This window comes from Morganella morganii (assembly GCF_041099235.1).
GTDB classification, from domain to species: Bacteria; Pseudomonadota; Gammaproteobacteria; order Enterobacterales; family Enterobacteriaceae; genus Morganella; species Morganella morganii_E.
Genome location: NZ_JBFZSO010000003.1, coordinates 421,578 through 435,264, shown reverse-complemented (window position 1 = coordinate 435,264; position 13,687 = coordinate 421,578). Strand labels below are relative to the sequence as shown.

The window sequence follows — 13,687 nt, the reverse complement described above, 5'->3', positions numbered from 1 at the left end:
ACAGAACAGATAAACGCCGGTAAAAACCGGCGTTATTATTCTGCGGCCTGATGTGGTGTCATGCAACCGGCTGAATATCCGTTTTGTGCTTTTCCTCGTTGCGCAGTTCGCGGCGCAGAATTTTACCGACATTGGATTTCGGTAATTCATCACGGAATTCAATGATTTTCGGGACTTTATAACCGGTCAGATAACGGCGGCAGTGCAGACGTAAATCATCTTCTGTCAGTGATTTATCTTTGCGGACGACAAAAATCTTCACAGTTTCACCGGAGCTTTCGCTCTCCACGCCGATGGCCGCACACTCCAGCACTGCCGGATGCAGCATGACCGCATCCTCAACTTCATTCGGATAGACGTTGAAGCCGGACACCAGGATCATGTCTTTTTTGCGGTCAACAATGTGCAGAAAACCGCTTTCATCAAACTGCGCGATATCCCCGGTGGCGACCCAGCCATCTTTCAGCACTTCTGCGGTGGCATCCGGGCGGTTCCAGTACCCTTTCATCACCTGCGGACCACGGACCCACATTTCCCCCGGCTGCCCTTCCTGTACATCCGTGCCGTCATCATCCAGCAGGCGGATTTCAGTGGACGGTACCGGGAATCCGATACTGCCGCTGTAACTTTTCAGGTTATGCGGGTTACCGGCGACCAGCGGGGAGCACTCTGTCAGCCCGTAGCCTTCCAGCAGGTGTTTGCCGGTCAGTTTTTCCCAGTTTTCCGCCACCGCTTTCTGCACCGGCATGCCGCCGCCGACAGAGAGATTCAGAGTGGAGAAATCGAGTTTGTGAAATTCCGGGTTGTTGATCCAGGCATTAAACAGTGTGTTTACCCCGGTAATGGCCGTGAACGGGTATTTGCTCAGTTCTTTGATCGTACCGCTGACATCACGCGGGTTGGTGATAAGCAGGTTACGGCCGCCGATCTCAATAAACAGCAGGCAGTTCACGGTCAGTGCAAATACGTGATACAGCGGCAGTGCCGTGACAATCAGTTCTTTGCCGACCTTCAGTTCCGGAATATACGCTGCGCGCGCCTGCTCAAGGTTTGCCAGCATATTGCGGTGAGTCAGCATGGCACCTTTGGCCACCCCGGTGGTTCCGCCGGTATATTGCAGAAATGCGAGGTCTTCACGGTGAATTTCCGGTTTGACATACTGCATGCGGTAACCCTGATGGATAGCGCGGCGGAATGAGATAGCATCCGGCAGATTATATTTCGGCACCAGGCGCTTGATGTATTTAACCACAAAATCCACCAGCGTCGCTTTCGGCCGGGAAAGCTGATCTCCCATACGGGTCAGGATCACATGGCGGATTGGCGTGTTATAAACGATTTTTTCGAGGGTATGTGCAAAATTGGAAACAATCACAATCGCGGCACAGCCGCTGTCATTTAACTGATGTTCTAACTCTCTTGGTGTATAGAGGGGGTTGACGTTCACCACCACCATCCCTGCCCGCAGGATCCCGAACAGGGCTATCGGGTATTGCAGTAAGTTCGGCATCATCAGCGCGATGCGATCCCCTTTTTTCAGCCCCAATCCGTTTTGCAGGTAAGCGGCAAATGCGCGGCTTCGCTCTTCCAGTTTCCGGTAGGTCATCACCTCGCCCATATTGATAAAGGCGGGCTGGTCCGCAAAGCGTGATACCGCATTCTCCAGCATCTCTGCCATTGAGGCATAGGTGTCAGGATTGATATCTGCCGGGACATCTTCCGGATAGTGTTTAAGCCAGACTCTTTCCAAGGTTTTACTCCTGATTATTGCTGCTCATCTCATGACCCGCCGGCGTTAACAAAATATTTACATAAATAAAGTATTTACATAAAACGGCGTTTTCGGATAATTTTTCTGTTTCAGGTTGAGAGTCACATCACTAATTTGTTTTATAAAGCCAGATAACAATCGAGGCGGCAAATGCCGCCTCTTAATCTATTCACTGTAACAAGCTGAGGATAATCATTCCTGCTTATCATCGCGGACGGGATTATACACTCAAATCCGCATTTATGCTGAACTTTAAGGTTACCATACCCGTAAATCCGCGCGATTAAGGCACTAAATAATCCTGCACCACCGCCGGTCCCGGCGGATAGTACCAGCCGCCGCCATAATACCCGCCACCGTAGTACCCGTTATGCCAGCGCCAAGGATCCGGACCGTACACCGGCGGCGGCATAATCACCTGCCGTGACTGGTGCCAGCGCTGGAAGCCGGTGACATCAATGACCGGGAAAATATAAGGAACGTCGCCGATCTTACCGGCTTGTGTACCGTTCATCAGCCCGACTACGGTGACATACTGGTCACGGAAGTTGTCCGGCTCCATAAAGCTGTTGATCCGGGCATACATCCGGCCGGTAATGGTTGAACCGAGGAATGGCGCACCGGTGCTGTTCAGCGGCATCACCGCGATTTCCAGCTGTGTCATATCCGGCAGATTCTGCACGCTGAGTACCCGCCCGCCGAAACGTGCCTCCATCCCTTTATAGGCCTGCGGCGCTTTCTGAACGGCCTGAAAATCCGTCAGCATCGTGGTGCCGCTGCCCTTAATGGATTCCGGTACTGTGGCGCAGCCGGTCAGCGCCAGTGATACAATCACAACACCATACTTCAGACTGCCCCGTAAGCGATTCATCATGATATGAGCTCCTGTGACGGATAGTATTCATTTATTGTGGCTGATGATTGCCGGTTCAACAATTGACACAGGCTATTTTTTACCTTATTCGCGGCCCGGTAATTTCTTCCAGGTCACTTCGTTACGCAGATACACCGGCTCCGCCGATTCAGGGGCAGATGTTTCCCCGCGGCGCAGTGCATTCAGCGCAGGCGGCAGCATATCCTGTGCATGCGGCAGCGTAATCTCTGTCATCTGAGTACTGAGCGTCAGCGTTTCCTGCATCTGCGGATACGCCGCCCAGCCGGTACCTGCCAGTCCCCATTCGCCGGTGAGTGCGGCACAGCGGGTGACAAAATCAGCCGGTTTCAGCACCGCTTCCGCCAGTTCCTGCCGGAAAATGCCCTGCTCATCACGGACATACGCCGCGCAGTACACTTCATCCATCCGGGCATCAATAGCGACCAGGACACGGGCGAGCCCGCTGGTACGGAAAACCCCTTCCGCCATGGTTTCCAGTGATGAGACACCGATCATCGGCAATTCAGCGCCCAGCGCCAGGCCCTGCGCGATCCCGACACCAATCCGCACACCGGTAAAGCTGCCCGGCCCCTGACCAAAGGCCAGTGCATCAAGATCACGGAGAGAGAGATTCTGCTGTGCCAGCACCGCCTGCACCATCGGCAGGATGCGCTGTGTGTGTTCGCGGGGGGTGACGGCAAAATCAGCGGTGATCTCACCATTGTTGTAAAGTGCAACAGAACAGGCTTCTGTTGCTGTATCTAAGGCTAAAATTCGGCTGGACATGCCATAACTCCGGCAAATAAATAAGGTTTATGGTAACAAAAAAATCATAGTAACAGTGACTTTTATTGCGAAACTGATTCAGTGTTATTCCGCTGTGCGGCGCTGTGATTGTCGTGCTGCCAGAAATTCCGCAGCTTTGGTCAGTGAACGGGTCCGTGGCGACGGCGGCAGACTTTTCAGGAAGATTTCCCCGTAAGGCCGCATGACAATCCGGTTATCGCAGATCACAATCACGCCGTAATCCTCCGTATCACGGATAAGCCGCCCGACTCCCTGTTTAAGGCTGATCACTGCATCCGGAATCTGGACATCACGGAACGGATCACCGCCGTGCACCTGACAATCTTCCATCCGGGCTTTCAGCAACGGGTCATCCGGCGCGGTAAACGGCAGTTTATCGATGATGACGCAGGTCAGCGCATCACCGCGCACATCCACCCCTTCCCAGAAACTGGCGGTGGCCACCAGCAAGGCATTACCCGAGGAGATAAAATCGCGGAGCAGCTGTGTTTTACTGGTTTCGCCCTGCACCAGTACCGGCAGTGTCAGTGACTGGCGGAATTCGGCGGCAAGATCGCGCATCATCTGGTGTGAGGTGCACAAAAAGAAACAGCGGCCGCGGTTGTGGTTGATCAGCGGACGCAGTTGTTCCGCCAGCTGTTTTGCCGCACCGTACTGATTCGGCGAGGGCAGAAAACGCGGCACACAGAGCAGCGTCTGCTCCTGATAATTAAACGGACTCGGCAGGATCAGGGTTTCGGCGTTATCCAGCCCGAGGCGGCGGGTAAAATGGTGCAGATCATCATTCACCGACAGTGTCGCGGACGTAAACACCCACGCCATTTTCTGGTTGCTCATCATTTCGCGGAATTTGTCTTCCACGGTCAGTGGTGTCAGTGCCAGCAGGAAATGACGGCCATAGCTTTCAAACCAGTAGCTGTAACCGGGAATGGAGACATCTTTCAGCCGTTTGAGCCGATTGCGGTACAGGGTCGCCCGTTCAAACGCCGCATCCAGCATAGCGGAACGGCCAAGGGAGAGTTTCATCACGTCATAACAGAGTTCCAGAGCATCATCGAGCAGTGTGAGCGCCCGCTGAAACTGCGGCTGTGCCAGCAATTCCCGCAGATTACCGCGAAAACCGGTATCACCGAGTGCCAGCCTGAAATCCTGCACACTCATGGTCAGGCGATCAGCGCATTTCTGTAACTGTGCCTGGTCGCGCAGTTCACTGCGGTAGGCTAATGTGATATCGCGGGTGAGATCAAATAACTGACGGCTGCTGAGCTGCTGGCCGAAATACTGACTGGCAATATCCGGGATCTGATGCGCCTCATCGAAAATAATCACATCCGCTTCCGGGATAAGCTCCCCGAAACCGGTGTCTTTCACCACGCGATCCGCCATAAACAGATGATGGTTGACCACCACCACATCCGCTTCCAGCGCCTTACGCCGGGCTTTCAGTACAAAGCAATCCTTATACTGCGGACAGTCGCTGCCGAGGCAGTTATCGTTGGTGCTGGTGATCAGCGGCCAGACCGGGCTGTCTTCCGGAATATCGTGACAGGTGGTGATATCCCCCAGCTCCGTCGCTGTCGCCCAGCGCCGCGCCGCCACTATCTGCGTGAGGGTTTCCGGCTCCATATTGATATCGCCGAGGGTCTGCTGCTCCAGCCGCTCCAGACAGAGATAGTTCGAGCGCCCTTTGAGCAGCGCCACTTTGCCGTCATAATCCAGCGCCTGAACAATGGTGGGGAGATCGCGGTTATAGAGCTGATCCTGCAACGCCTTAGAGCCGGTGGAAATAATGGTTTTCTTTCCGGCACGCAGCGCGGGTACCAGATAGGCAAAAGTTTTGCCGGTCCCGGTCCCGGCTTCCGCCACCAGTTGTCCCTGCGTTTCAATTATCCGGCTGATCGCCGCCGACATGGTGACCTGGGCTTCCCTCGGCTGAAAACCGGGAATGACACGGGCTAAGCGGCCGTTTTTTGCAAAATCGTCTGACACGCGCGTTCTCTTCTGACAAAATAGGCGCTAATTATGCCAAGGGTTGAGCAATAGCACCACCTTACCGTGTAAGAAACTGGATATATTTACAGGAGAGAGAATGACAATTCAGCGAATTGATCCGGAAGACCGCTGGTCTGAAGCGGTTGTGCACAACAACACCGTTTATTACACCAGTGTTCCGGAAGATCTGAGCGGCGATATTACTGCCCAGACCACCAGTGCCCTGCACGCGATCGATAAAATTCTGGCCCGCGCCGGTTCAGATAAAAGCAAAATCCTCGATGCGACCATTTTCCTCGCAGACAAAGCCGATTTTGCCGGTATGAATACCGCCTGGGATGCATGGGTCGCGAAAGGCAGTGCGCCGGTGCGCTGCACCGTGGAAGCGGCACTGATGCACCCGGATTATAAAGTCGAAATCAAAGTGATCGCGGCTGTATAAGTGCTGAAAAAGCAGAGATCTCTGTTAATTCAGTGTCTCTGCTGATGACGGGCAAAAACGAAAAGTCGCTGTAAACACATCCCTGTGCGCTCAGGCGCGTCATCCATGACGCGCATGCTTTTCGTTTCCTTTGCCCGTCATCGCAGGTTTACCCGGACACACTGTATCTCTGCTTTTTACTGAAACGGGGAATTATTTCAGTCCCGGTGCCTTCCACATCGATGTTGTCAGGCCGGAATCCACCAGCGAGAGCTGATCCGCATACACCTTCTGCCAGTTCAGTTTGGCTTTATCATAAACCTCACGGTGTGCCGGGTTTGGCTGATACTCATGCTGCCACTGCACCAGACGCTCACCCGCCGTCACCATATCATCATATAGCCCGACACCTGCCCCGGCGGCTATCGCACACCCCAGCGCTGTCGCTTCTTTGACAACCGGCACCCGTACCGGCACCCCGGTAACATCTGCCAGGATCTGGCTCCACAGTTTACCTTTCGAACCACCACCGGCGAATACCAGTGAATCCGCTTTCACACCACTGAATTTTGCAATCAGATCGAGGTTCAGGGAGGAAACAATCGCGGCGTTCTCCTCCAGTGCGCGGAACAGCGAGGCTTTGTTACTCTTTTCCGCATCAATAGAAAGGTTAATAAAAGAAGGTGCTGCGTGATACCAGGATTTAAACCGCATCACATCGGAAAAAATCGGCATGATACCGTGGGAGCCGGCAGGCACACGGGCGGCCATATCCTCCAATAACGAATAAGTATCCACGCCGAGACGTTCCGCGATGATTTTTTCTTCCGCGCAAAATGCATCACGGAACCAGCGCATCGTCAGGCCGGTAAAGAAACTGATGGATTCTGCCTGTACCATTCCCGGGATCACATGCGGGTTGATGCGGGTATTCATATCCGGATCGGTGACCGGTGCAGGCAGGTTTACCACCTGCTGCCAGAACGTGCCGCCGAGTACCGCAGTTTGTCCTGCTCTGACCACGCCCAGCCCGAGACAACCCAGCTGAACATCCCCGCCGCCCATCACCACCGGCGTGCCTTCTGCCAGACCGGACTCTTTCGCGGCATTCGCTGTGATATAACCCAGAACCGTACCGGTTTCTTTAACCGGAGAGAGAATATCCGCGCGCAATCCGGCCATTTCCAGCAGGCCCGGCCGCCAGTCACGGGTTTTCAGATCCAGCATCCCGGTGGTGCCGGCATTGGAGGGATCAACCGCCAGCTCACCGGTCAGTTTACAGGCCAGCCAGTCGCTGATCATGGTGAGTGTCCCCGCCTGCCGGTAAATATCAGGCCGGTGATGTGCCAGCCACAGCAGACGCGGCATGGCGCCGAGGGCTAAGGTCTGGCCGGAGCACTGATAAACATCATATTCAAAAGTATTATCGTACAGTTCTTTTAATTCACTGACTTCATGGCTTGAGCGCGCATCCACGTTGGCGCAGGCCCAGATCGGTTCGCCGTTGCGGTCATACAGGACAATGCCTTCGCGCATCGAACAGGCCGCCACCCCGGCAATCGCTGAAGCGGGTAAACCGGCATTTTTCAGTGCCAGCGCAATACAGTGACACGCCAGCTGCCAGTTCACCGGCAGATCAAACTCCATCGAGCCCGGTACATCCGGCAGCTCGTTGTGACGCCACTCCGCCTGTCCGACCGCCACCTGATTGCCGTGAAGATCAAAAATAACGGCCCTGATACTGCCTGTTCCCGCATCCAGCGCCATCAGGTATTTTTCTGATGAGCCGCTGCCCGTAATCTGATTCATGTCGCCATCCTCACAAATTCAATTGGACTGATACCGTTACACCATGAAATACAGCGTGATTTTCGTCTGCGGGACAGTCAGTGCATCAGGTTAATAATGTCAGCATCACCCGCGCCGTCTGCTCGTCTGTTACCAGGGAGTTGATATAGCCCCCCAGCAGTGCCGCCACAATCACCTCGGCTTTTTCCTCTCCGCCCGCCACCCCGACCACCGTCGGAATATTTTTCAGTTCTGCGGGCGTGATGCCGATAAGTTCGCGGTGCATCTCAACCTCTTCTGTCAGTTCCCCTTCGCGACCGATAAAGTAGCCGAGGATATCCCCGACCGCCCCGCGCCGTGCCAGCATCAGTTGTTCACCGCTGCTGATATAGCCGGAACGCATAATGGTCGCATCCTGTTTCTGATTCACCGCCCCCAGGCCGACAACCGCGATATCCGCTGCGCTGGCCGCCATCAGTACATCCTGCACGCTGCGTTCCTGACGGAATGTCGCGGCTACTGAGGCATTCGATGCCCGCAGTGGTGCAGGAATAATGCTGACCGGACAGTTGGCATCAAGCTGGCCGATGCCGGTCATGTACTGCCCGACACCGCCGGAAAGTGTCACCAGACGGATTTGCTGCGAAGAGACAAACCCGCTCAGATGCTGCAATGTCGCCATTGCCGCCTCCCCGAACCCGACGGCCAGTAACTGACCGGGCGAAAGCTGGGACATCAGCAGATGTGCACCTGCCACGCCGAGACGGGTGTGGATCTCCGGGCCGTTCAGTGCCGGGAGAATGCGAATTTGTTTTAACGAAAATCTTTTTTTCAGAATATCTTCAAGTTCAAGACAGCCTTCAAACCGGGAGTTTATCTGCACCCGGATGACGCCGGACTGACGTCCTTTTTCGAGCAAACGCGAAACTTTCAGCCGTGTCAGACCGAGCAGATCCCCGATATCTCCCTGCGTGAGACCATCGTGGTAATAAAACCAGGCAATACGGGCCAATAACTCTTCTTCATTCATACTAAGTCCTGAGGCGTCATAGTCCATCGAAGAAACGGAGCTTACCGGGGCTGCTTTCGTGTTTTTTGAAACTGTTGTCATGTGAACTTTTGTTTTCCGTTTTTACAGATAAGCACCTTTTACAGAAATCTGCCAGAGGTGCGGGCCAAAATTTTGAACAAATTCTAACGCAGATCTGATTTTTTCACAAAATATGGCCGAAATATTGTCTTATTTGATTTTTATGGCTTACATTTATGAACAAATGTGTTTATAAATTATAAATGTTCATTTTATTGATGTTTTCTTAATCACATAACATCCGGCAGCAATACCCATAACACCAGAGGTGCCGTTATGTCAGAGAAGCAACACCCGATTCAGCCGCTGCTCACCGCCCGCGGAATAGCCAAACAGTTCTCCGGTGTGGTTGTCCTCAAACACATCGATTTCACACTGTTACCGGGACAGGTTCATGCGCTGCTGGGCGGCAACGGCGCGGGAAAGTCCACGCTGATGAAAATTATTGCAGGGATTGAACAGCCGGATGCAGGCACCCTGATGCTGGAAGGTCAGGAGATATCGCACCTGACCCCGGCGAAAGCCCATCAGTTGGGGCTGTATCTGGTTCCGCAGGAGCCGCTGCTGTTCCCGAATCTGTCTGTACAGGAAAACATTCTGTTCCGTCTGCCGAAACATCAGGCGGGCAAAGCCAAATTACAGCAGATGCTGACATCACTGCGCTGCAATTTTGATCTCAGTGCCCGGGCGGGCAGCCTGAACGTAGCGGATCAGCAGCTGGTAGAGATCATGCGCGGGCTGATGCGTGATTCCCGCATCCTCATTCTTGATGAACCGACAGCGTCCCTGACCCCTGCCGAAACCGAACGTCTGTTTGAACGGGTGCGGGAATTACAGCAGCAGGGTGTCGGGATTGTCTTTATCTCTCATAAACTGCCGGAAATACATGCTATTGCCGATTACCTGAGCGTGATGCGTGACGGTAATATCGCGCTGGCCGGTCCGGCAAAACAGTTTTCCACTGATGAAATCATTCAGGCCATCACACCTGAAGCGAAGAAAAAGCCGCTGTCAGAGACGCAGAAGCTCTGGCTGGATCTGTCCGCCACCCGTAACAGTCCGCAGGATGATGCGCCGGTGCTGGATGTCCGCAATGCATGCGGCGAAGGATTCCGTAACATCAGTTTTGTTGTCAACCCGGGGGAAGTGGTCGGGCTGGCCGGCGTCGTCGGCGCCGGCCGGACCGAACTCGCAGAAACATTATACGGGCTGCGCCCGCTGATCGCCGGAGAGGTCTTCCTCAATGGTGACAATCTGCGCGGTGTCAGCAGTGAAAAACGCCTCACCCGGGGGCTGGTCTGTTTACCTGAAGACCGTCAGGCCTCCGGACTTTTTCTTGATGCCCCGCTCACCTGGAATATCGGTGCGCTGGTGCATAACCACCAGGGGCTGCTGGTCAACCGCTCACGGGATGATGCCCTGCTCGAGCGCTACCGCCGCGCCCTCAATATTAAATTCAGCGACGGGCAACAGACGGTACGCACGCTGTCCGGCGGTAATCAGCAAAAAATTCTGATCGCCAAGTGCCTGGAAGCCAATCCGTCACTGCTGATTATTGATGAACCAACGCGCGGCGTGGATGTCGGTGCCCGTAATGACATTTATCAGTTGATACAAAGTATCGCGCAACAGAATGTGGCGATTTTACTGATCTCCTCTGACCTTGATGAAGTGGTGGCGCTGGCTGACCGTGTGCTGGTGATGCATCAGGGGGAATTCTCCGGGGAATTGCAGCACAACGAGCTGAATACTGACACCATTATGCATATGGCGTTCGGCGAGCACCGCCCGCAGACAGAAACAGAAAGCAGCCCGTTACAGGAGGCCGCATCATGCTGAAATATATCCAGAACAACCGTGAAGTAACGGCACTGCTTGCTATTCTCTGCCTGTTTGTCCTGCTCGGCGGTATGGAAACCCGTTACTTCAGCCTGCAAACTGTCACCATGATTTTCGGCAGTGCACAGATCCAGATGCTGCTGGCCATCGGTGCCACCCTGGTGATGCTGACCCGCAATATTGATGTGTCTGTCGGATCCACCACCGGGCTTTGTGCGGTGATTGTCGGTATCGCGCTGAATGCGGGGCTGCCGCTGACGGTGGCGATCCTGCTGACCGTCGCCGCCGGTCTGCTGGCCGGATTCTTCAACGGCATCCTGGTCACCTGGCTGCGGATCCCCGCCATTGTGGCCACCCTCGGTACGCTCGGGCTGTACCGCGGCATTATGCTGCTGCTCACCGGCGGGAAATGGATTGAAGGTTTACCGGCGGAACTGAAAGATCTGTCAAAACCGGTCTTCCTCGGGCTGTCACCGATTGGCTGGTTTATTATCCTGCTGATTATTCTGATGACCCTGTTCCTGTCCCGCACCACTGCCGGACGCGGTTTCTACGCCACCGGCGATAACTTACAGGGCGCACGTCAGTTAGGTGTGCCGGTTGATCGCACCCGCATCATTGCTTTCTCGGTAAACGGCATGATGGCGGCACTCGCCGGGATTGTCTTCGCCTCACAAATCGGTTTTATCCCGAATCAGACCGGTAACGGCCTGGAAATGAAAGCCATTGCCGCCTGTGTGCTGGGCGGGATCAGCCTGCTCGGCGGAACCGGAACTATTGTAGGTGCTATCCTCGGTGCCTATTTTATGACCCAGATTGACAGTGTGCTGGTGCTGCTCAGACTGCCGGCCTGGTGGAATGACTTTATCGCCGGGTTTGTTTTACTCGCGGTTCTGGTCTTTGACGGCCGTCTGCGTGTGGCGCTGGAGAAAAACCTCCGCGCCCAGCGCTATGCCCGGTTCCTTAATCCTTCCGCACCGCAGGAGGCGAAAAAATGAGCATCACCAAACGTTACGGCTGGGAAATTGCCCTGGCGCTGCTGATTGTCATCGAAATCCTGTTATTCGGTATGGGTAACCCGCGCCTGCTCGATGTCAATGTGCTGCTGTTCAGTACCAGTGACTTTATCTGTATCGGTCTGGTGGCGCTGCCGCTGACCCTGGTGATTGTCAGCGGCGGGATGGATATCTCCTTCGGCTCCACCATCGGACTGACAGCCATTGTGCTCGGCATACTCAATCAGGCCGGTGTGCCGATGATTGCCGCTATTCCGCTGACTCTGCTGACCGGCGCATTGTGCGGTCTGATTAACGCCCTGCTGATCCTGTTTACCGGCGTTAACCCGCTGGTGATTACACTCGGAACTATGTATCTGTTCGGCGGTTGCGCCCTGCTGCTCTCCGGGTTATCCGGTGCGACCGGTTTTGAGGGGATCGGCGGCTTCCCGATGGCCTTTACTGATTTTGCCAACCTCGACCTGTTCGGTATTCCGCTGCCGCTGATTATTTTTGCCCTGTGTGTGCTGGTGTTCTGGTTTTATCTGCACCGCACCCATCCGGGCCGTAATGTCTTTTTAATCGGACAGAATGCCCGTGTCGCCCGTTACAGTGCTTTCCCGGTGACACGCACTATCTGTCTGCTGTATGCGATGGTCGGCATCAGTGCCGCACTCGCCTCTGTCATTTTAGTGTCCTATTTCGGCTCTGCCCGTGCGGATCTCGGGGCATCGTTCCTGATGCCGGCGATCACCGCTGTTGTGCTGGGTGGTGCCAATATTTACGGCGGTTCCGGCTCTGTATCAGGCACCGCGCTGGCTGTTTTGCTGATCGGCTTTTTACAGCAGGGATTGCAGATGATCGGCGTACCGAATCAGGTCTCCAGTGCACTTTCGGGTGCGCTGCTTATTGTTGCCGTTGTTGGTCGTTCCGTTTCTTTACACCGACATCACATCCTTGGCTGGTGGGCGCGTAAACGCAACAGGCAATTCGTATCAGAGTAAAACACGTTTGTTATCACAGATTTGACGAAATGGAGAAAACCATGAAACCCATCATGAAAAAACTGGCGCTCGCCACTGCATTAAGTCTCGCATGTGTTTCCTGGGCGAATGCAGCAGAAAAAGTCGCCTTTATTCCTAAACTTGTCGGTGTCGGCTTCTTTACCAGCGGCGGCCAGGGTGCTGTGGAAGCCGGGAAAAAACTCGGTATCGATGTCACCTACGACGGCCCGACCGAGCCGAGTGTGTCCGGCCAGGTACAGTTGATCAACAACTTCGTTAACCGCGGTTATGATGCAATTATTGTTTCTGCCGTTTCGCCGGACGGGTTATGTCCGTCTCTGAAACGCGCCATGCAGCGCGGTGTGAAAGTCCTGACCTGGGATTCCGATACCAACCCGGAATGCCGCTCGATTTATATCGACCAGGGCACCCCGAAACAGCTTGGCGGCATCCTGGTGGATATGGCAGCGGATCAGGTGAAGAAAGAAAAAGCCAAAGTCGCTTTCTTCTATTCCAGCCCGACCGTCACTGACCAGAACCAGTGGGTCAAAGAAGCGAAAGCGAAAATCGAAGCTGAACATCCGGGCTGGGAAGTGGTTACCACCCAGTATGGTTATAACGATGCCACCAAATCCTTACAGACTGCCGAAGGTATTCTTAATGCCTGGAGTGACCTGGATGTGATTATCGCGCCGGATGCCAACGCCCTGCCGGCTGCGGCTCAGGCCAAAGAGAACCTGAAACGCAACGATGTGGCGGTTGTCGGGTTCAGTACCCCGAACGTGATGCGTCCGTATGTGGAGCGCGGCACCGTTAATCAGTTCGCGTTATGGGATGTGGTCAAACAGGGCGAGATTTCTGTCGCTGTGGCTGATGCACTGATGAAGAAAGGTGAGCTGAATGTCGGCGATAAGATCACCGTCGCCGGTGTCGGTGAAGTTGAAGTATCCCCGAACAGTGTTCAGGGCTATGACTACGAAGCAAAAGGCAACGGGATTGTGGTGCTGCCTGAGCGCGTAATCTTCACCAAAGAGAACATTAACAACTATGATTTCTGATGTAGTTGCTGATTTAACCAATGGCGCGGACACCCTCCGCGCCTGTTT

11 protein-coding genes are annotated in these 13,687 nt (G+C 54.4%); 5 read left to right on the top strand and 6 right to left on the bottom strand.

Going from position 1 to position 13,687, the window contains the following annotated elements; all coding sequences use genetic code 11:
• Positions 1-58: 58 nt before the first annotated feature.
• From fadD to AB7038_RS08120, 4 genes are all read right to left on the bottom strand, one after another.
• Positions 59-1,750 carry a long-chain-fatty-acid--CoA ligase FadD gene (fadD, locus tag AB7038_RS08135; protein ID WP_369453081.1) on the bottom strand — a complete coding sequence of 564 codons (1,692 nt, stop codon included), beginning with the start codon at positions 1,748-1,750 and terminating at the stop codon, positions 59-61.
• A gap of 304 nt (positions 1,751-2,054) precedes the next feature.
• Positions 2,055-2,645: a Slp family lipoprotein gene (locus AB7038_RS08130; RefSeq protein WP_368888411.1), complete on the bottom strand. Its 591-nt coding sequence runs from the start codon at positions 2,643-2,645 to the stop codon at positions 2,055-2,057.
• Between the two features lie 84 nt (positions 2,646-2,729).
• A complete protein-coding gene (gene tsaB / locus AB7038_RS08125; protein ID WP_072867878.1) occupies positions 2,730-3,431 on the bottom strand; it encodes a tRNA (adenosine(37)-N6)-threonylcarbamoyltransferase complex dimerization subunit type 1 TsaB in 702 nt (233 codons plus the stop codon).
• A gap of 84 nt (positions 3,432-3,515) precedes the next feature.
• Entirely contained in the window at positions 3,516-5,441 is a 1,926-nt protein-coding gene (locus AB7038_RS08120; protein ID WP_369453080.1) for an ATP-dependent DNA helicase, read from the bottom strand.
• A 100-nt stretch (positions 5,442-5,541) separates the two neighbouring features.
• On the opposite strand from AB7038_RS08120, the gene AB7038_RS08115 reads away from it, so the two are divergent.
• Positions 5,542-5,886 (top strand): RidA family protein, encoded by a 345-nt coding sequence (locus tag AB7038_RS08115; protein ID WP_004237501.1) that lies wholly within the window; start codon positions 5,542-5,544, stop codon positions 5,884-5,886.
• A 192-nt stretch (positions 5,887-6,078) separates the two neighbouring features.
• On the opposite strand, the gene lsrK is transcribed toward AB7038_RS08115, so the two are convergent.
• Positions 6,079-7,674: an autoinducer-2 kinase gene (lsrK, locus tag AB7038_RS08110; RefSeq protein ID WP_368888414.1), complete on the bottom strand. Its 1,596-nt coding sequence runs from the start codon at positions 7,672-7,674 to the stop codon at positions 6,079-6,081.
• Positions 7,675-7,759: 85 nt separating this feature from the next.
• Entirely contained in the window at positions 7,760-8,710 is a 951-nt protein-coding gene (gene lsrR / locus AB7038_RS08105; RefSeq protein WP_049241706.1) for a transcriptional regulator LsrR, read from the bottom strand.
• A gap of 309 nt (positions 8,711-9,019) precedes the next feature.
• On the opposite strand from lsrR, the gene lsrA reads away from it, so the two are divergent.
• The 4 genes from lsrA to lsrB are packed head-to-tail and all read left to right on the top strand — an operon-like array spanning position 9,020 to position 13,639.
• Positions 9,020-10,582: an autoinducer 2 ABC transporter ATP-binding protein LsrA gene (gene lsrA / locus AB7038_RS08100; RefSeq protein ID WP_369453079.1), complete on the top strand. Its 1,563-nt coding sequence runs from the start codon at positions 9,020-9,022 to the stop codon at positions 10,580-10,582.
• Positions 10,576-11,580, top strand: coding sequence for an autoinducer 2 ABC transporter permease LsrC (gene lsrC, locus AB7038_RS08095; RefSeq protein WP_004237497.1), 1,005 nt, complete (start codon positions 10,576-10,578; stop codon positions 11,578-11,580). Before lsrA ends, lsrC begins: the two co-directional genes overlap by 7 nt.
• Positions 11,577-12,581, top strand: a complete 1,005-nt coding sequence (gene lsrD, locus AB7038_RS08090) for an autoinducer 2 ABC transporter permease LsrD (protein ID WP_440590461.1) — start codon at positions 11,577-11,579, stop codon at positions 12,579-12,581. Before lsrC ends, lsrD begins: the two co-directional genes overlap by 4 nt.
• A gap of 41 nt (positions 12,582-12,622) precedes the next feature.
• Entirely contained in the window at positions 12,623-13,639 is a 1,017-nt protein-coding gene (gene lsrB / locus AB7038_RS08085; RefSeq protein WP_015422696.1) for an autoinducer 2 ABC transporter substrate-binding protein LsrB, read from the top strand.
• The last annotated feature ends 48 nt before the right edge of the window (positions 13,640-13,687 follow it).